The organism is Paenibacillus sp. FSL R7-0331, from assembly GCF_000758645.1.
Taxonomy (GTDB): domain Bacteria; phylum Bacillota; class Bacilli; order Paenibacillales; family Paenibacillaceae; genus Paenibacillus_AQ; species Paenibacillus_AQ camerounensis.
This window is the reverse complement of the sequence record NZ_CP009284.1, coordinates 6,715,280-6,734,872: the sequence shown is the minus strand read 5'-3', so window position 1 is coordinate 6,734,872 and position 19,593 is coordinate 6,715,280. Positions and strand designations below refer to the sequence as shown.

16 protein-coding genes and 1 riboswitch are annotated in these 19,593 nt (G+C 53.0%); of the genes, 12 read left to right on the top strand and 4 right to left on the bottom strand.

The window, feature by feature from the left end; all coding sequences use genetic code 11:
* Positions 1-288 carry a DUF6509 family protein gene (locus tag R70331_RS29290; protein ID WP_042181641.1) on the top strand — a complete coding sequence of 96 codons (288 nt, stop codon included), beginning with the start codon at positions 1-3 and terminating at the stop codon, positions 286-288.
* Between the two features lie 65 nt (positions 289-353).
* Here the strand turns inward: R70331_RS29290 and R70331_RS29285 are convergent, their stop codons facing one another.
* Complete coding sequence (locus R70331_RS29285) at positions 354-1,103, bottom strand: esterase family protein (protein WP_042181639.1); 750 nt, start codon at positions 1,101-1,103, stop codon at positions 354-356.
* A 12-nt stretch (positions 1,104-1,115) separates the two neighbouring features.
* The gene (locus tag R70331_RS29280; protein ID WP_231576375.1) at positions 1,116-2,204 is read right to left on the bottom strand and encodes an ATP-grasp domain-containing protein; all 1,089 of its coding nucleotides are present in this window, start codon (positions 2,202-2,204) and stop codon (positions 1,116-1,118) included.
* A gap of 236 nt (positions 2,205-2,440) precedes the next feature.
* Here R70331_RS29280 and greA point away from each other — a divergent pair, with 236 nt between their 5' ends.
* Positions 2,441-2,920: a transcription elongation factor GreA gene (greA, locus tag R70331_RS29275; RefSeq protein WP_042181636.1), complete on the top strand. Its 480-nt coding sequence runs from the start codon at positions 2,441-2,443 to the stop codon at positions 2,918-2,920.
* Between the two features lie 179 nt (positions 2,921-3,099).
* The gene (locus R70331_RS29270) at positions 3,100-4,026 is read left to right on the top strand and encodes an AEC family transporter (protein WP_042181634.1); all 927 of its coding nucleotides are present in this window, start codon (positions 3,100-3,102) and stop codon (positions 4,024-4,026) included.
* 95 nt (positions 4,027-4,121) lie between these two features.
* Here the strand turns inward: R70331_RS29270 and R70331_RS29265 are convergent, their stop codons facing one another.
* Both R70331_RS29265 and R70331_RS31355 read right to left on the bottom strand, forming a co-directional pair.
* Positions 4,122-5,297, bottom strand: coding sequence for an ATP-binding response regulator (locus R70331_RS29265; protein WP_042181632.1), 1,176 nt, complete (start codon positions 5,295-5,297; stop codon positions 4,122-4,124).
* A 54-nt stretch (positions 5,298-5,351) separates the two neighbouring features.
* Positions 5,352-9,209, bottom strand: coding sequence for a response regulator (locus R70331_RS31355; RefSeq protein ID WP_081947798.1), 3,858 nt, complete (start codon positions 9,207-9,209; stop codon positions 5,352-5,354).
* A gap of 385 nt (positions 9,210-9,594) precedes the next feature.
* Positions 9,595-9,698, top strand: a riboswitch (purine riboswitch).
* Between the two features lie 200 nt (positions 9,699-9,898).
* Between R70331_RS31355 and R70331_RS29255 the strand changes: the two genes are divergently transcribed.
* The 9 genes from R70331_RS29255 (at position 9,899) to R70331_RS29215 (ending at position 19,585) form a co-directional block, all read left to right on the top strand.
* The gene (locus tag R70331_RS29255; RefSeq protein ID WP_042181630.1) at positions 9,899-10,504 is read left to right on the top strand and encodes a xanthine phosphoribosyltransferase; all 606 of its coding nucleotides are present in this window, start codon (positions 9,899-9,901) and stop codon (positions 10,502-10,504) included.
* Entirely contained in the window at positions 10,498-11,793 is a 1,296-nt protein-coding gene (locus tag R70331_RS29250) for a nucleobase:cation symporter-2 family protein (protein WP_042181628.1), read from the top strand. The genes R70331_RS29255 and R70331_RS29250 overlap by 7 nt, the downstream gene beginning before the upstream one ends.
* A 139-nt stretch (positions 11,794-11,932) precedes the next feature.
* Positions 11,933-15,022, top strand: a complete 3,090-nt coding sequence (locus tag R70331_RS29245; RefSeq protein ID WP_042181626.1) for a hybrid sensor histidine kinase/response regulator — start codon at positions 11,933-11,935, stop codon at positions 15,020-15,022.
* A 24-nt stretch (positions 15,023-15,046) separates the two neighbouring features.
* Entirely contained in the window at positions 15,047-16,180 is a 1,134-nt protein-coding gene (locus R70331_RS29240; RefSeq protein ID WP_042181624.1) for a response regulator, read from the top strand.
* A gap of 179 nt (positions 16,181-16,359) precedes the next feature.
* A complete protein-coding gene (locus R70331_RS29235; protein WP_042181622.1) occupies positions 16,360-16,578 on the top strand; it encodes a hypothetical protein in 219 nt (72 codons plus the stop codon).
* Between the two features lie 29 nt (positions 16,579-16,607).
* Positions 16,608-17,330 (top strand): hypothetical protein, encoded by a 723-nt coding sequence (locus tag R70331_RS29230; RefSeq protein ID WP_042181620.1) that lies wholly within the window; start codon positions 16,608-16,610, stop codon positions 17,328-17,330.
* Positions 17,327-18,544, top strand: a complete 1,218-nt coding sequence (locus R70331_RS29225; RefSeq protein ID WP_042181618.1) for a glutathionylspermidine synthase family protein — start codon at positions 17,327-17,329, stop codon at positions 18,542-18,544. The genes R70331_RS29230 and R70331_RS29225 overlap by 4 nt, the downstream gene beginning before the upstream one ends.
* 49 nt (positions 18,545-18,593) lie before the next feature.
* The gene (locus tag R70331_RS29220) at positions 18,594-19,196 is read left to right on the top strand and encodes a hypothetical protein (protein WP_156131277.1); all 603 of its coding nucleotides are present in this window, start codon (positions 18,594-18,596) and stop codon (positions 19,194-19,196) included.
* Positions 19,193-19,585 (top strand): DUF350 domain-containing protein, encoded by a 393-nt coding sequence (locus tag R70331_RS29215; RefSeq protein WP_042181614.1) that lies wholly within the window; start codon positions 19,193-19,195, stop codon positions 19,583-19,585. The genes R70331_RS29220 and R70331_RS29215 overlap by 4 nt, the downstream gene beginning before the upstream one ends.
* Positions 19,586-19,593: the final 8 nt, after the last annotated feature.

Sequence of the window (19,593 nt, the reverse complement as noted above, 5' to 3'; positions counted from 1 at the left end):
GTGCTGACATTTACAAGCTACACAGTCGAGAATATCAAAGATCCATTCGGTATTCTGAGCGGGATGCGGTATGAGTTCGTCATTAATCTGGATATTCCGGAAGAGGATGAACTGTACGAAGAGAACGGAGTATCGGTACGGGCAGTAGTCAAAGCAGAAGCGGGTGAAGCGGTGCTGGTCACTTACGATCTGCTGGAGACAACAACCGGCAGGCTGCTGGAGTTCGACCTGGAGGATGAAGAGGAAGCCGAGCTGACACAGTTCTGCAAAGAGCATCTGCCGGAGTAACGGCATACCGTATTAAGTCTTAAAGCCCCGGAGCTAAGTGCCCCGGGGCTTTTCGTCGTTCTTTTTTACAAAACACCGCTCATATAATAATGAATCTGCTTATTCCACCAGTCCCAGTCATGATTCACATCATGCCCCCAGTAATCGACCTGCGCCGGAATGCCTTTATTCTGAAGAAGCTCCTGAATCAGCCGGGTTTCATGCAGCATCTCATCTTCATAAGCACCCTGGCCGACACAGAGGATGATCCTGCTGCTGCGGTACTCATTCAGGTAGTGCTCATCCGCCAGATTCGGCAGATAGTGGAGCGGAGAATTGAGATAGACGTTCTCGCTCATATAATCGCCGAAGAAATAATAAGTGGAATAGACGCCGCTCAGGGCAATCAGGGTATCGAAGTAGTGCGGATATCGGAAAAAGAAGCTGCCGCTGTAATAGGCGCCCATCGAGCAGCCTGAAATCAGGATTTTCTGGTCATCGCCGCCGTTATTCCATTTGCTCTCCTGAAGAATGCTTGGTATGAGCTCCTGCGTGATGTATTTGTCATACTGCTCATGCCGGATTGCCTTATCTTCATGATTCCAGTGGGAGGAGAAAAACGTCTCCTCATCGATACTGTCGCAGGCCCAGATCTGCAGCTTGCCGGCTTCAATGAACCCGGAGAGTGTCGCGATCATCCCGGAGTCCTCATACTGGTAGAACCGGCCGAGCGAGGTGGGGAAGACAAGCATCGGTTTGCCGGCGTGGCCGTATACTTTATACTCCATGTCCCTGTTCAGGTGACGGCTGTATTCCTTGCGGTAGCTTGTCCTCATCCGTTACACATCCTATCCTTCTTCTTGTTGTATATATTTCACGATTTCTCTGACGGTCTCAAGGTCCGGGGAGCGGAACTGATAAGCGCTGTTGCCCATCGCTCTGCTGAACACTTCCTCAATCTCGGCGTAATTGACAATGTTGTCCCCGTAAGTACGGTAAATGTCTTCATGGCTATGGGTGTAATGCTTGTGGTGCTTGCGGCTGGCATAGCCGGTGTAATACTTGCCTTCATACGGGCCGCCGACCTCATTACTAGCTACCATTCCGGCCCATTCTTTGTACACGTCAACATCATAGGAGTAGTTAATGGCATCCGTCATCCAGGCACCGGGCGGCCGCATATTGACTTCGAGCGCAATGATCCGGCCATCCTTGTTCGATTTGAACAGCTCGATATGGAAGAACCGCTCCCTAATATCAAAAGCATGCAGAATGCTCCGCCCGGCCTCTTCAACCTCAGGACTGATATCCTTCAGGCAGAAATAATACAGGTGGTTGTCTGTGTTGACGACCTCCATAACACTGTTCTCGAACAGATGGCTGACGGCAAACCGGACTTCTCCGTTACTGTCAACCAGACCGTCATAGGTGAGAATCACCCCGTCGATAAATTCTTCAATAATGAACGGGACATCCGCCGGCTTGTTATCAAAAAAGTGCTGCAGCTCAGCTTCATTATTAATCTTGTAGGTATTGCTGGCCCCGGAGCCGAGGTCGGGCTTGACCACCAGCGGGAATCCGGCGCTTCGGATGAAAGCATCCACGCTTTCCCGGGTGGTTCCGGTCGAGAACTGGACGGTGCTTACCCCGCTTTTGCGGAAAAATTCCTTCATTCTGGACTTCTGCTTCAGGTTCTGGACGAAATCATTTTTGGTGCCGTAGATGTTAAAATCAGTCCGGATCGCGGCATCCTGCTCCAGCCAGTATTCATTCAGCGACTCAAACCGGTCGATCTTGCCGTATTTGTGGGTGAAATAGCCGACGGCCCGCAGAATTTCTTCGTAATCCTCGAGGTCCGATACCTTATAGTATTCCGTTAGCGCGAGCTGCAGCCTGTCCTCCAAATGGTCATATTCGGCATCGCCGATTCCGAGCACGAATACCCCCCGGCGCTGCAGCTGAATACAGAAATCAGCACTGTTCTTAGGGAAATGCGGGGAAAAGAAAATAAAGTTAATGGTGACCAGCCCCTTTGGCTAAAATGTAATTCCGAGTCAATTCGTGTGATTAATTTAATCTAATCTACCAGCTGCGCCGCTTTTCGTCAATCCTTTTACAGAACTGAAATATAGGGTAGAATACAATAAAGCAGGCAAAAATAGGAGTTGTGATCATGTCTAATGAAGAAGTATTCTTGACCAAGGAAGGTTTGGCCAAGCTTGAAGAAGAGCTCAGAGAGCTCAAGGGACCAGGACGTAAAGAGCTTGCAGCCCGCCTTAAGCTGGCAATCAGCTATGGTGACCTTAAGGAGAACAGTGAGTATCACTCGGCCAAGGAAGACCAGTCCTTCATGGAAACCCGCATTATGATCCTGGAGAAAATGCTGATAAAGGCACAGGTTGTCGATGCCAGCAGCATGGATCTCAGCACAGTGAGCGTGGGCACTATTGTTATTCTTAATGATATGGAATTCGCCGAAAAGATTGAATACAGAGTAGTTGGTCCAGCCGAGGCTGATGTGCTGGAAAACAAGATTTCGTATGAAAGCCCCCTGGGCAAAGAGCTGCTCGGCAAAAAGGTAGGCGACATTATCAGTGTTAATGCTCCAATGGGCGTCATCAAATATGAGCTCCTGGAGATCAAAGCAGACTAATGACTAGAAATCCCTGTTTCCCGGTTTCCGGGGACAGGGATTTTTTCTGGTCCGCCCGCCTATAATATGAAGTCTCTCCATAGGCAGTGTCTATTAAGCATATTGCTTCCAAATCTTAGACGCTGCCTGCATCCGGGGGTATAGTAGGGATTAACTATTGAATAGAGGAGTCCTGTCCCTTGATACAGCAGGTATTATCGACTTTACTGGAGGTTATTGTGCCGCTGGCCATCCCCGTTACCGCAGGGGCGCTTCTGGCCCGCTATAAAAATCTGGATACAAAGCCTTTGCTGACGCTTTATCTGTACTTTCTGACCCCGGCGATCATACTTGATACGCTCGCTAATGCCGAGATTTCCTTTGGCGATGTATATCAGACAATTGCCTTCGCGCTGCTAAATCTGCTGCTCCTGTGGCTTGTATCGGTTGTGCTCGGCAAGCTGCTGAAGCTGGCTCCGCCGGAGGCAGCCGGGCTGACCCTGATCTCCACCTTCACGAATAGCGTCAACTACGGGCTGCCGCTTGTCCTGCTGGCCTTCGGCCAGCTGGGGCTTGATAAGGCTTCGGTCTATGTTATCGTCCAGATGGTTATTGTGAATACAATCGGCGTCTATTTCGCAGCCCGGTCACAGTTCAATGTGAAAAGTGCAGTGAAGTCGGTCTTCGCCCTGCCGGCTGTCTATGCGGCGCTGCTAGCTCTGCTGCTACGGGGGCTGGGTCTGCAGCTGCCGCAGGAGCTGGCCGCAGGGGTATCTATGGTAGCAGGAGCGTATTCACCGGTGGTGCTGGCGATTCTCGGTGCCCAGATGGTCAGGGTGAGGTCCGGACATACCGAGCGCAATGTGCAGCTGGCCTTCTGGACAGGCCTGTCGGTCCGTATGCTGCTGTCACCGCTGATTGCCCTGCTGGTTCTGCTACTGCTTAATATCTCCGGCACCTTGTTCTCGGTGCTGCTCGTCCTGGCCTCCATGCCGGTTGCCGTTAACTCGGTTGTACTGGCCGAACGGTTCGGCAGCTCGCCTTCGCTGGTATCGCGCTGTATTGTCTGGACCACGCTGGCTTCCTTCCTGGTACTGCCGGTGCTGATTACGGCGGTGGGCAGCTGACCCATCTAGAATCCGGGCAGCCCGGATCCAAATAAAACCGCAAGCTCCCCTTCATGGAGAACTTGCGGTTTTATTTGGGGAGGAGTTAAACAATCCTAGTCCGGTGTGCCCTCCGTGACCTGGATGGTAAACACAAAAGCTGCCCCCTGCTCCATGCCTGTTCTGGCATAGATGGTGCCGCCCATCAGCTCAACAAGCATTTTGCAGATGGACAGGCCGAGCCCGGTCCCGCCGAAGTTCCGGGTAATGGTTGCATCGATCTGGGTAAAGGGCTGGAATAAATACTTCATTTTATCGTCTGGAATGCCTATGCCGGTATCTTCGACTAGGAACTCCAGCTGCAGCACGCCGTCCATCGCTTGTCTGAGCCGGACGGTCACTTTAATGCTGCCGCTGGCTGTGAATTTGACCGCATTGCCGATCAGGTTGTTAAGCACCTGTCTTAGGCGGTTCGAATCTCCGACCAGCAAGGCAGGAATATTGGGGTCGATGACCATTTCCAGCTCCAGTCTGCGCTCCATGGCTAGTGCTCTGAACAGGTCGAGCGTTTCTTTGAGGCAGGATTGCAGATTAAACAGCTCGTAGTCAAGCTCCATTTTGCCGGATTCAATTTTGGTGAAGTCCAGAATATGATTGATCACCGACAGCAGCGCGTGGCCGCTGGTATGGATGATATCGGCCATTTCCAGATCGCCGGAGGACAGGTCCGAGGTTCGCAGTACATCAGACATCGCGATAATCCCGTTCAGCGGCGTCCGGATTTCGTGGCTCATCATGGCGAGAAAGCCGCTTTTGATCCGGAGTGCGACCTCGGCGGTTTCCTTCAGCTCGGTAAGCACCGCATTGGCTGACTCCAGCTCCTGCGTCTTAAGCTGCAGCTCCTTGCGGTTCTGAAACATGCGGACAAATCCGTCAATTTTGCTCTTTAGCACTAAGGGATGAAACGGCTTGGTCAGGAAATCAATCGCTCCGGCTGTATAGGCCATCATATAATTCTCCAGCTCCGATGTGAGCGAGGTCAGAAAGATAATCGGAATATCCTTGGATTTTTTGCGCATCTTGATCCGTTTGGCTGTTTCAAAGCCGTTCATATCCGGCATCAGGACATCCATAATAATCAGGGCAAACTCTTGCTCCAGCAGATACTTTAAGGCATCCATTCCTGACATGGCATGAACCAGCCGGTATGGTTTATCCGTAAGCAGGGCTTGAACAGAGAGGAATTCATCGGGACGATCATCTACAACCAAAATATTAACAGGATAATCCATAGTTCCTCCCGGGGCACAATAAAATAGAAAGTGACAAATGGTGATAATGAAAAGCTATTGGATTAACCATACCTTCAAAACGGTGACAAGCTGCGTTGTATTAATCGGCTTCGAGATATAATCGGATGCCCCTGCCTGAAGGCATTTGGTACGGTCCTCTTCCAGTGCACGGGCGGTCAGGGCGATGATGACGATATGATCATATTCCGGATTCTGCCGTATCCGCTTCATTGTCTCATATCCGTCCATTTCCGGCATCATGATGTCCATGAATACAAGCTGTGTCTCCGGATGCTTCTCCAGATGCGCCAGTGCTTCCAGCCCGTTCTGGGCAAAGCTGATATCCATATTATAACCCTCAAGTACACTCGATAAAGCAAAAATATTACGCATATCATCATCGACCAGCAGAATCTGCTTACCGGCAAAGGCAGCTTCCGGGTTATGCAGCTTCTCTATCAGCTGCTGCTTGTCCGGAGGCAGATCGGCATGCTTGCGGTGCAGGTACAGTGCAGTTTCATCATAGAGCCGTTCCATGGAGCGAACATTCTTGATTACGATGCTCTCGGCATAATGCTTCAGGCGCTGCTCGTCAGTTTTGCTGAGGTCCTTGCCAGTATAGATGATAACCGGCAGTGTCTGCAGCTTGCGGTTGGTCTTGATCTGCTCCATTAGGTCGAAGCCGCTGATATCCGACAACCCGAGGTCAAGCACCATGCAATCAAAGTGATGGCTGCTTAGCTGCTCGAGGGCTTCACGCCCTGTGCCGACGGCAACGACGCGTACATCCGGATGGGCAATGAATTCGACCAGACTGCTGCGCAGCAGCTGATTGTCTTCCACGATCAGCAGGCTCTTCACCGGACGGCGGATGTAGGTCTCGATCTGCAGGAAGGCTGTTTCCAGCTCCGATTCGTCGCTCGGCTTCTTCCAGAAGGAGAGGGCGCCCATCGCCAGACTCTGCTGGTTCTCTTCGGCAGTAGATATAACATGGACCGGAATGTGGCGCAGCTCCGGCCGGCTCTTCAGCCGGCTGATGATCGCCCAGCCGTCAAGCACCGGGAGATGCAGGTCGAGCAGGATGGCATCCGGCTTGTAGGCATGGGCGAGGGCAAGGCCCTGATCTCCCTGGAAGGCCACGATGGCCTTGAAGCCTCTGCTGCGGGCAAGATTAAGCAGGATTGCCGCAAACTCGGCATCCTCCTCAATGATCAGAAGCAGCGTATCCCCGTTCCCGAGGTTATTCCGGTCATCATCCATCTCTGCAAACTGCAGCAGCTTCGGATTGGAAATCGAAATATCGGGAACGAAGGATTCGCGGAATGAAGGATGCTCTTTAACTTCAGTATTCGTAACAGGTGCATAGTCCTGGTTCGCGGCTGCAGCAAAGACGGAAGCAGCCTGAGATAAGGCAAGCTCATCCGGGAGCTCAGCAGGCAGGATCAGGGAGAAGGTGCTTCCCTTGCCTTCAACTGAATCCACCTCGATTCTTCCGCCCAGCATGCCGGCCAGCTCACGGCAGATAGTCAGGCCGAGGCCTGTACCCCCGTATTTGCGGCTGGTTGTGCCGTCAGCCTGCTGGAACGCCTCGAAGATGCTCTCCAGTTTGGAGGCGGCGATCCCAATCCCGGTATCGCTGACAGCGAAGATGATCTCATTGCCGCTTGTCCGGATCGACAGGGAGATGGAGCCCTGCTCAGGCGTAAATTTCAGGGCGTTGGAGAGCAGATTGTTCAGAATCTGCTGAAGCCTGTGCCCGTCAGTCAGCAGATGCTCAGGAAGCCGGCTGTCACAATGTACGTCAAAGCGCAGATTCTTGGCTTTCGCCTGCTGCTCAAACCGGCGGTAGATATGGCTGCTGATATCATGAACCGGCACCGGCTCCATAACAGCCGTCATTTTACCGACCTCCAGCTTGGCCAGGTCAAGAATTTCATCAATCAGCTGAAGCAGGTCTTTGCCTGCTGAGAATATAGTATGCACATATTCCAACTGCTTGGCCCCAAGATTACCTTCTTTGTTCTCAGCCAGAATCTGTGACAGGATCAGCAGGCTGTTCAGCGGTGTCCGCAGCTCGTGGGATACATTGGCCAGGAATTCTGATTTGTACTGGGCAGCCATAAAGATCTCTTCCGCCTGAACCCTGATCTCTTCCTTCTGCTGCTCTGTCAGCTCCATTTGGGTGAGCAGGCTCTTGTTGGACACAGCCAGCTCCTCGGTCTGGGCCAACAGCTCCTGGGCCTGGGCCTCCAGCTGCTCCTTCTGGTCCTGCAGCTCGCTTGTCTGCGCAAGCAGCTCGTCGGCCTGGTTCTGGATCTCTTCTTTTTGCAGGTAGGTGAGCTTCATCTGATCCTGCAGATTGCTGTTGGAGGTAGCAAGCTCCTCCGTTTGCGTGAGCAGTTCTTCCGTCTGCTCTTCCAGCTCCTGAGCCTGTGCCTGGAGCTGTTCTTTCTGGTTCAGCAGCTCTTCCGTCTGTGCGAGCAGCTCGTCTGCCTGCTCCTGGATTTCCTCTTTCTGCTGTGCAGTAAGCTTCATCTGTACCAGCAGATCCTGGTTGGAGGCTGCCAGCTCCTCCGTCTGTGCCAGCAGTTCATCGGCCTGAGCCTCGATCTCCGACTTTTGCCGTGAAGTCAGCTCCATCTGGAGCTGCAAATTCTCATTAGAGACCGAGAGCTCCTCGGTCTGTGCAAGCAGCTCCTGGGCCTGAGCCTGAAGCTGTTCCTTCTGGTCCTGCAGCTCTTCGGTTTGTGCGAGCAGCTCGTCCGCCTGCTCCTGGATTTCCTCTTTCTGCTGTGCAGTAAGCTTCATCTGTACCAGCAGATCCTGGTTGGAAGCCGAAAGCTCCTCCGTTTGTGCCAACAGTTCATCAGCCTGAGCCTCAATCTCCAGCTTCTGCTGTGCTGTCAGCTCCATCTGGTGCTGCAGACTGCTATTGAACGTAGCCAGTTCATCTGTCTGCGCCCGAAGCTCCTCCGTCTGCGCCTCCAGCTCCTGGGTCTGTGCCTGCAGCTCTTCTGTCTGCGCTTCAAGCTCTTCCTTCTGCAGCTGTGTATGATTAAGCAGCTCCTCAATCCGGGCGACATCGGCCAGAGTGTTGATCAGCACGCCCATGTTCTGGCTGGTCCGTTCGATTAATTGCCGCTCTTTGTCGCCAAGCGCCTTCAGGGTGGCCAGCTCAATTACAGCGACAACCTCGGCCTCATACACAAGCGGAAACACAATCAGTGTAGAGGGGAGTGTCTCCCCCAGCCCGGAATGAACTCTTATATAATTATCAGGCAAATCGTTCAGGATAAGCATCTGCTTGTCAACTGCACATTGGCCAACCAGCCCGCTGCCGAGCGCAAACGGTTCGCGGCTTACGGCGGCTTCGTCAAAAGCATAGCCCGCTGTGAACTGCAGCCGGTTATGCTGCAGCATGTATATGGCGCCATAGCTTCCGCCGACAGCAGTTGACAGCCGCGAGATGAAGATTCGAGCAGCAGTCTGCAGATGCACAGAGCCCTGCAGGCGCAGCGCCATCTCTGAAACCTCTGTATTAATCCAGGCCTGCTCCTCTGCCTTCAGGCGCAGAATACGCTCTTCGGCGGTCTTATGATGCAGATCAACACCCAGACGGTAAAAGGACTGGGCCAGCTGCCCGAATTCATCCCTGCCCGTAGTTATTCCTGAGGCATCCAGCGTGTCTCCGGCAATATTTTGTGATATAGACCGGATCTGTTCAATACCCCGCGTAACATTGCGGTGTATCAGTGTCATCATGCAGAAGCAGAGCAGAATGCCTGCTGCACCTGCGCCAAGGGACAGATATAAAGGTAATCCTTCAAGAGAGACTATTGCTATAGTGATCATACTGCTGAGCAGCAGTATAGAAGTTATAGTTGCCAACCCAATCTGTTGCTTTATTTTCATGCTCGCCCGCCTTTATCTAGCTAGTTTTAATAATTATACTTTTAATAGAGGGGCGATGATAGAGGAAACACAGGCAAAACACCAGTTTAACCATAAATTAGCCTAATTATCTGGTTTGATTATGACAGCTTCTTGTCTGCCAGGCTGTTAACTACAATGATGATTTCCCTGCCTTTGCTATACAGCGGAAGTGAACGGCTGCGGGGCCTGCTTCCTTTCGCACCTCTGATATCCTTGTTTCTGGCGTCCCCTCCGGCACCGATGCTTTACTGCTGGATGAAAGTGGATGAATTACATGAAAAGTTGTCAAAATTCATCGGTTTTTTTCTGTAAAGGGGACTTGTAAGGATCGTACAGAGCGTGTAAGATATACAAAGGTTTAAATACGGATATTCATATAACAACTCATATAATCTTGGGAATATGGCCCATAAGTTTCTACCGGATAACCACTGCAAATATCCGACTATGAGTGAAATAGCGCATCTAGGGTTCCGCTTCATCAGCTGCATGGCTGTCTGAAGGCTGGTCCAAGCGATGCGGACACTGCTGATGTGTTACACCGCTTAGGGACAAAAACCCAGAAGGACAGCTTCACTTGAGAGAAACGTTCAAGTGAAGCTGTCCTTTTTTTTTGTTTCAGCCGTTCACCCAGCTGCAACAACCATTGAAGGAGAGAGGCTGCTGTTATGAAAGTATTAGAAGAACGTATTAGAAAAGAAGGCCTGATTCTGTCAGATACCGTGTTAAAGGTGGATTCCTTCCTGAATCATCAGGTTGATACCGGGCTTGCCCTGCAGACCGGACGGGAGTTCAAGGAAGTATTCGGCCATTTGCCGGTTACCAAAATCCTCACGGTTGAGGCGAGCGGAATCCAATTCGCTATGGCAGCGGGAATTGCGTTCTCGGTTCCTTTTATTTACGCAAAGAAAAAGAAGGCCGTAACCTTATCCGAAGATGTCTATTCGGCCCCTGTGCATTCCTTTACCCGCGGGGAGGACTACCAAATCAGTATTTCGCAAAAATATTTAGGGCCTGAGGACAAGGTGCTGATCGTTGATGATTTTCTGGCCACCGGTGCCGCGCTGGTCGGGCTGGCGGATATTGTGGAGCAGTCCGGCGCGCAGCTGCTTGGCGTAGGCTGCGTAATCGAGAAGAGCTTTCAGGAAGGCCGGAGCCTGCTGGAGAAGAGAGGCATTGCCGTGCATGCGCTGGCAAGAATCTCATCCATGGCCCCCGGAGAAGTTCACTTTATTGCAAATGAAGAGCTGATTAAGGAGAGTGCGGGATGTTAAGCAAGCAGAAAATATTCGCTCTGGGGCTGCAGCATGTGCTGGCCATGTATGCCGGAGCAGTTATTGTACCGCTGGTTGTCGGAGGCGCGTTGAATTTAAGCGCAGAGCAGATGGCCTATCTCATTGCGGCAGATCTGTTCACCTGCGGACTGGCAACGCTGCTTCAGGTTATGGGCAGCAAATATTTCGGCAGCGGCCTGCCGGTAGTACTAGGCTGTACGTTCACTGCTGTCAGCCCGATTATCGCCATCGCTTCAGGCTCGAACCTCGCAACCGCATATGGGGCGATCATTATTGCCGGCTTGTTCGTGGTGCTGGCAGCACCTGTATACGGCAGGCTTCTGAAGTTCTTCCCCACGGTGGTTACCGGTTCGGTAGTAACGATAATCGGCCTGTCGCTTATTCCTGTAGCCATGAACAATGTGGCCGGCGGGCAGGGCAGCGCGGATTTCGGACAGCCGCGCAATCTGCTGCTGGCCCTGATTACACTTCTGGTTATCCTTGCAGTGAACCGGCTTGCGACCGGCTTCCTGCGCTCCGTTTCTGTTCTGGTCGGTCTTGTGGCCGGAACCGCAATCGGCTACTTTATGGGAATTGTTGATTTCTCTGCTGTCGGTACCGCATCTTACGTAAGCATCGCCCAGCCATTCTACTTCGGCTGGCCGCAGTTCAGTGTAACGGCAATCTTCACGATGATCATTGTCAATATCGTATCCATGGTCGAATCGACCGGTGTATATTTTGCGGTCGGCAAGGCCACCGACCAGAAAGTAGAAAACCGGCAGGTTGTGAACGGGCTGCGCTCTGAAGGGCTCGCGATTATGCTGGGCGGCCTGTTTAATGCCTTTCCTTATACGGCGTTCTCCCAGAACGTGGGGCTGCTCTCACTGACCCGCGTGAAGACGCGCAATGTCATCTTTGCAGCAGGAGGGATCATGGTGGTGCTGGGACTTCTGCCCAAGCTTGCTTCCCTGACTACTGTTGTACCTAATGCGGTACTGGGCGGTGCGATGATTGTTATGTTTGGTTCTGTAGCGGCATCCGGAATGTCTATTCTGTCCGAGGTTGATCTGCGCAAGGACGGCAATCTGCTGATTGCGGCCTGCAGTATTGCCGTGGGCCTCGGCTCGGCCGTTCTGCCTTCCATGTTCGACCAGCTGCCGGAATTCGCCAGAATGCTGCTGCAGAACGGTATTGTCTCCGGTTCCCTGACGGCAATTGTCCTGAACATCCTCCTCTCCAAATCACAGGATGGTGCTGCTGCAGCGCCGGCGCCGGAAATGAAATAAAACTTACCAGTTCAAAGGTATAACAAGTAAGGCCGCCGATTCCGAAATATAGGAATCGGTTTTTTTCTTTATCACGGAAAGAATTTCAAGGTATAATTTTATAATAGGAACGATACCGAGCCAGAAGGGAGCCTGGGATATGAGGAAATATTGGCTTAGCGTGCTGGCCAGCCTGCTGCTGGTCTGCAGTGTGCCGCTGTTCTCCATCCTTCAGAATGTGATGGTCACACAGGATAAGCCGGTCTCCAGGCAAGGCATAATTGATCTGCGGCAATGGGATTTTCAGCGGGACGGTGAGCTTGCGCTGGACGGGGAATGGGAGTTTTACCGTGACAGGCTGCTGGAACCGGATGACTTCCTTTCAACTCTTAACGGCGGGGCTGCTCCGGCAGTGTCTGCAATGATCCAGGTGCCGGAGAAATGGAATACATACCTGTCGGATAATGGTACAAGCCAAGCCAAGGGCTATGCGACTTACCGTCTTCAGGCTGTTATTCCTGAAGGGGATGCAGTCGTATACGGCCTGCGGGCACTTAACATACGCATGGCAAGCAAGATCTATCTGAACGGCCAGGAGATTGGACATAGCGGCCTTCCCGCATCCGAGCCCTCTGAGAGTACAGCCAACAATATTCCTTACATGGGTTTCGCCGCTGTTGACGGCGGCAGGCTTGAGATTATCGTGCAGGTGGCTAATTACAATTATTCTTCCGGCGGTATCGTCCAGCCGATTATTATCGGGGATCAGAAATCCATAATGGAGCACCGGGAGTTCGCCTTATTTGTAGACGGGGCAACCATCTTCGGATTTTTTGCACTGGCGTTATTTCTGCTTATGTTCTCCAAGGTTAAGGCAAGCCGGGGAATCACTCTTTATCTGGGATTGTTCAGTATCGCGGCTCTTATATATATCCTGACACACGGTGAAAAGCTGATTGCTGCCGTATTGCCTGGTCTGCCTTACGAGATCGTGCTTAAGCTTCAGCTCGCCTCTTCAACACTGGTCTATTATTATCTGCTCCGATATGTGGCGAATTCGGTTAACTATCCGGTACCGCAGGCAGTGATGAGCGCCTCCAGAGCCATTACGGCAGTGCTGCTGCTGACTGCGGTGTTTATTCCGGCGCAGTATTTCAGCTATCTGGAAGGACTGCTGTTAACGTGGGGCGTTGTCGCCATTAGCTTTGTACTCTACTCCATGATTGCGGGCACACTGCAGAACCGCAAAAATATGTTTTTAATGATGGTCAGTATAGAGAGCCTGAGCGTAGTTATCCTCTTTTACCTGGTCAGCTTCAGCGATATGCCGTTGCATTATTATGTTCTGTCCTATGAAATTATTCTGTTCGGATTCTTTCAGGCTATTCTCATGACCCGCCAATATGCGGCATCTTTTCTTGAAGTAGAGCAGCTGTCACGCCGGCTGCTGACGCTGGACGGACTGAAGGATGACTTCATGGCCGCCACCTCCCGTGAGCTGCGCAGTCCGCTGCAGGGGATCGTCAATATTGCCCAGACCCTGTCAGAAGGGGCAGCGGGGACATTGAACGCCCAGCAGAGGGGACAGCTGTCCATGGTTATGTCCACCGGAAAGAGGCTGTCTGCTCTAATTAATGATATGGCTGATTTTGCCAAGCTGAATCACGGGGATCTGTTCCTGCAGAGACAGGCTGTTGATCTGCGCAGTGTCGCTTCCTCTGTCATTGAGGTTACCCGCCATGTTACAGGGAATCCGAAGCTGAGCTTCAGGCTAGAGCTGCCGGATTTCCTGCCGCCCCTTGAAACGGATGAGCAGCGGCTGGAGCAGATTTTGTTCAATTTGCTGGCAAATGCAGTTAATTATACCCAGCAGGGTGTGATAACCGTATCGGCTGAGGTTAAAGAAGATTATGTGGTTATCCAGGTCGCTGATACCGGATCAGGATTGCCGCCGGAGCGGCTGCGGACGATATTCGATGCCTACGATCCGCAGGGGGCTTCTGCACAGAAGCTGTACCGTGAGAACGGGCTTGGCCTGAGCATTACCCAGAAGCTCGTGGAGCTGAACGGCGGAAGGATAGAAGGGGAGTCAACACCGGGGCGGGGAACCGTATTTCGCTTTACGCTCCCGGTGCTGAATGAGCAGACAGCTTTCCTGGGTCAGGATTATCTGGAGATTACAGGCTGGGAAACTGCTGCTTCCGCTGAGCCGGTATCTGGCGAACTGGAGCTGCAGCTCAGCGAGGATTGCTGTACAATCCTGGTTGTTGATAATGACCCGGTTTCCCTGCTGGTCCTCTCTAACGCTCTGCGGCTGGAGCGTCACCTGGTGGTGACGGCCGCCAGCGGTCCGGAAGCGCTTATGATGATGCAGGAGCAGCCGGATATCGATCTCGTGATTATGGACTGGGCAATGCCCGGGATGCCCGGGCTGGTGCTGTGCCAGGCTATCCGTGAACGGTTCATCTTATCCGAGCTGCCGCTCCTTGTGCTGACTTCCGGAAACCGGCCGGAGAATATACAGGCCATCTTTGAGGCCGGGGCTAACGATTATTTGATCCAGCCGGTGGAGCTGCGCGAATTCAGGGCCCGTGTGCAGACGCTGCTCGATATGCGCAAGCTGATCCGTAAGTCTGTAGAGACGGAAATCGCCTTCCTGCAGGCCCAGATCAAGCCTCATTTTTTGTATAACGCGCTTAATGCCATCATTTCAGTATGTCCGGATGATCCGGATAAGGCGACAGACCTGCTGCTGGATCTCAGCATGTATCTGCGCAGCAGCTTTGACTTTCAGAACCGCGGACAGACCGTGCCGGTTGAGAAGGAGCTGGAGCTGGTCCGGTCTTATCTGGCTCTGGAGAAGGCCCGGTTTGATGACCGGCTGAATATTGAATTTGACCTGCCGGAGCGGATCAGGGAGCTGATTCCACCGCTCAGCATTCAGCCGATTGTGGAGAACGCAGTGAATCACGGGCTGATGCAGAAGGAAGCCGGCGGAACCGTTACGCTGTCCATCCGCCTGCTGGCGAGACAGCTGGTCGTTGCCGTAACTGACGACGGAATCGGCATGTCGCAGGAGCGGATCGCCGAGGTTCTGTCCGAAGAACGGACCGAGGGCGGCATTGGACTGAGAAATATTCAGCGGAGGCTGCTTAAAATTTACGGAACGGGCCTGATCATCGAAAGCGTTCCAGGATCCGGAACCCGGATTTCCTATGCGATACCGCGGACAGACCCGGTACTAGAATGACCTGACAAGAGGTGAACCCGGCTTATGAAGGCTATATTAATAGATGACGAAAAACCGGCACTGCAGCATCTTGAACGATTGCTCCTGAAGGACGGCAGGCTGCAGATTACCGGTAAATATACCTCAGCCAGACTGGGGCTGCAGCATCTGCAGCAGGAACGGGCCGATATCGTTTTCCTGGATATCGGAATGCCGGAAATGAACGGTCTGGAGGCAGCCGAGCATATTATGCAGGCAGACCGCAGCATCCGCATAGTCTATATTACGGCATACAGTGATTATGCCATTGATGCCTTTGAGCTGAATGCAGCCGATTACCTGCTGAAGCCGGTTACCGCGCAGCGGCTGAACAAGACACTGGAACGGCTGGTGGCACGTGAAGAGCCGGCAGCCGGGCCTAAAGAGCAGCCAGCTGACGGGGCAGCGCAGGATAATCCGTGGATACTCTGCTTTAAGCGGCTGGAATTTCAGGACCGCAGTGATGCCGGCAGAAAAACGCAGTGGAGAACAAGCAAGGCGCAGGAGGTGTTCGCGCTGATGCTGCACCACCGCGGGCAGTGGGTGCTGAAGGATATGATTGTAGACCTCGTCTGGCCGGATTTTAAGCCGGAAAAGGCGGTAACCAATCTGCATACGACCGTGTACCACATCCGCAAGCTGCTCAAGGCCTGGGGGATGGAGGTAACCGTAGAATTTTCACAGGAGCGTTACCGCCTGGTCACCGGGAATGTTGCACTCGATGCCGAGCGGTTCATCCAGGGCTGGCAGGGCGGCGCCGTAGCGGACGAACCGGACTGGCAGCGCCGGGAGGCGGTTCTGTCATTGTACCGGGGCGACTATCTGGGTGAGCATCATTATGACTGGGCAGAGACGAAGCGCAAGGAGCTGCAGGTTCATTATATTCAGATGTCCCTGCGGTCCGCTGAGTATGAGCTGGATACCGAGCGGCCGCGGCAGGCATTTGTCCGTCTGGCCGCATTGCAGGAGATAGACCCCTACTCGGAGGATATCTGCCGGCTGGTTCTGCGAAGCTACGCGGCTCTGAGTGATTTCCCGGGCTTCCGGAAACACTATGAGAACTATAAAGCCCTTTTACAGAATGATTTGGGCATCGGTCCGGGCAGTATAATGGACAGCTGGGTACAGAACGCTTTTTAGCACAATTTCATGGTCTGAGCTTTACATAGCTGAGTTGCCCGCATAGTCATATGCGCTGCTGTCCGGCTATTTTTTTCATACCGGGAGGGCTGGGATTGCAGATCTCCGGAGGATGAAACGAAAAGAGGAAAGTTGCGTATCAAAAGCGTAATAGTTAACAGGAAGGAAGTGTAATTTTAGTGGACAATGGACTTAGTGTCGTTCTGTTTGAAAAGCTGCCAGAAGGTGACCTGCGGGTGATTGAGGAGCGGATGTGGAGCATGAATATGATCACGGCCCTGGAGCATGTCAATTACATTGTGGTCGGCAGCCGGGAATATGAGACGGTTGAGGGCAGGCTGAATGTGGATCAGGGTAAGCTTGAGCTCCTGCTGGTCCCGATGCGCACCGCGGAGTAAAGCAACTGCAGGGAAAGGAGGTAACGATTGTGGAGAAGGAAGAGAAACAAGCCAAGGAACCCGCCAGAGACAGCAGCGGGCCCAGATTGCTGAGCGCGGAAGGAAAGCCGCTGCGTGTGCTGTCAACGTCACTTGGCATTGCCCTGCTGGCGAATGCCATGTTCATTCCGGGAGGCGTCCATGCGGCAAACAGCTCAGGCGGGGAGCCGCAGCTGGTATCCTGGTCATCCGAAGAGGTCAAAGCCTATTTCGATGCGAATGTAGACTGGAACATTCCTTATCCGGAGGAAAATACGGAGGAGACTGTACAGGAAGGAGGCGGAGTCGTCACTTCCGGCGATACAACGGTAATCAATAATTACGGCGGCTACAGCAACGGCTTCGGCTGGGATGATGTGCTGCTCTATCACATGCTGTTCAACAGCGGGTCTAACTATTCCTCCAGGGGCTGGTATAATGACCGGCCAACCTATTACGGAGGGACACGGACCTCCTATAAGCCGCCGGCGTACAACAGCGGAAGCTTTCAGAACAAGCAGGTTGCCGGATCTGTAGTGAAGCCTAAAACTTCAACCTCATCGACCGGCTCGATTACCCGCAGAGGCTCGTCCTCGGCCGGCGGCGTCGGCGGAACCTCAAGCGGACTAGGCTCATCAAGCTCGGGCAGCAAGTCAAGCTCCTCTGTTAAATCAGGAAGCTCCAAGAGTTCATCCTCCAAGAGCTCAGGCAGAAGCAGCGGTTTCGGCGGATGAGCCCGCAGAAGAGCGTTTTTGAGCTGCTTGACCAGTCGGGGCTGGAACGTGCGCCCCGCGTAGAGCAGCTTCGGGAGCTTGGCTTTACCTGGGCTGATCTGGAGGAGGAGGAATACTGGCTGGACGCGATTGCGGTAATGTCAGCCGGGACATACAGGGAATTGGCTGCCGCCTCGGAGAAGCTGTGGAGTATTCTTGACAAAGCGGTGCGTTATGTCCACCGCCGGCAGGATCTGTATGAGCTGCTGGGTATTCCGCCTGTTCTGTGGCAGATGCTGGATGATACGCCGCTGCCTGAGCCGGGGCTGATCAGCCGTTACGCCCGATTTGATTTTGCCGTGTCAGATGAGGGGGCCATTAAGCTTCTGGAGCTGAATGCGGATACGCCCACGGGCTATGTGGAAGCTTCTATTGCTACACCGTGGATCTGTGAGCAGGCCGGAATCGGCAGCCCGAACGGGGCGATGAAGGAGCTGCTGGCTGCAGCATGGGGAACTGAGCGTCCTGACACCGCTGCCTGCGTTGCCTACGGCTCCCACCAGGAGGATTCAGGAACGATTGAGGCACTGGTGCGGCACAGCGGCCTGGATGTTACATGTATAGACTGCCTGGATCTATGGCTAGATCAGGGACGCGTGTACGACGGGCAGAACCGCAGAATTGAGCGGATGTTCGCCTTGTATCCGAAGGAATGGATGGCAGTAGATGAAGCTGGAGATGCGCTGGCCTATGCTATTGAGACGGGGAGCCTCCGGCTGTTCAACGGGCCTCATAGCATTTTACTGCAGTCCAAGGGCCTGGTTGCCGCCGTATGGGGTATGTATGAACTGGGGCTGCTATACAATGAGGAGGAACGTGAGGCGATATCCCGTTATATTCTGCCTACCTATAATAAGCCGGTATTCTCCGGAAGCTTTGTATCCAAATCCGTGTTCGGCCGCGAAGGCGGCTCTGTCCGGCTGTTCGACGACAGCGGCGAGCTGGAGCTGGAAGACGAAGAGGGCTTCGACAGCAGTACACTGTTCCCGACTGTATACCAGAAGCGGGCTGAGCTGGCCCGTATTCAGTCTGCAGAGGGAGAGCTTCACCTGCTTACCGGCATGTTCATGATTAACGGACAGCCCTGCGGGCTGCTCGGGCGGGCAGGCGGACCGATTACAGGCAATGCGAGTCATTTTATTGCGTTAGGAGTGAGGGAGCTTGGACAGGAATAAAAGGAATTCAAAGCGGCTGGCGGCTGCAGCAAGGGTCCGGCTGGCGGCAATGCTTGGTATGCTGCTGTTTGCGGTGCTGCTGCTTGGCGCCTGCTCCAGCAATGAGGGAAGCGTATTTCACACCGGGACTGCGGAGACCACTGACAGTGTGTCGCGCGTGCCCTGGGATTACCGGGTGGTAGAGAGCACAGTGGGTGATCTGATCGGCAGCGATATGACGGTGCTGCCGGATAACGAGCTGCTCCCTAATGACGGTAACTACGCTACGGGCGACACAATCTGGACGCTGCAGTATATGGATGCCGAGATGATTACCTCTGCGGATCAGAAGAATGAGGTACGGCTGTCCGAATGGACAACGCTTAAATCCTATCCGGACCAGAACACTGCTGCGGAGGATCTGAAGAACCTGAAGGTGTCAATCACAACTGATGTTGATCTTGTAGGGGTCTACAAGACCAAATATCAGGATAAGACAAGGAATTTCGCTGTGCTTGAGCTGCCCTCGGGCAACCGGATCAAGCAGCCGATAGACGATGCGCGCTACACGGCACTGGAAAAAGCAAAAACAGCCTCAGTAGTGCTGGAGGAAGTGCATGATTTTGCCGATTATGATTCGGCTTATGCGAAATTTCGGGGGTGGGCGAATTGACGATAGTTATTAATTTGGCAGTCAGTGTCTTGACCATTATTCTGCTGCAGGTGCTGGGCATGGTTGTCTTTGCCCTGATGACTCCGTTTAAGGACATGGATGAAATCAAAAAAGGGAACGTCGCTGTGGCGCTTGCGCTGGGCGGCAAGTTCCTGGCTACGGCGATTGTCCTGGGTGTAGCGGCATATACAAACACGTCGATCTGGCACATGATGCTGTGGTTTGCGGTTGGATATGTATGTCTGATTGCTGCCTACTGGATATTTGAGCTGTTTACTCCGGGGTTCAGAATCTCCAAGGAGCTGGAAAAAGGCAATACAGCTGTGGGCACTATGCTCTGTCTGGTGTTCATCGGAACCTCGTTTGCGGTAAGCAGCCTGATTATTTAACAGTTGTG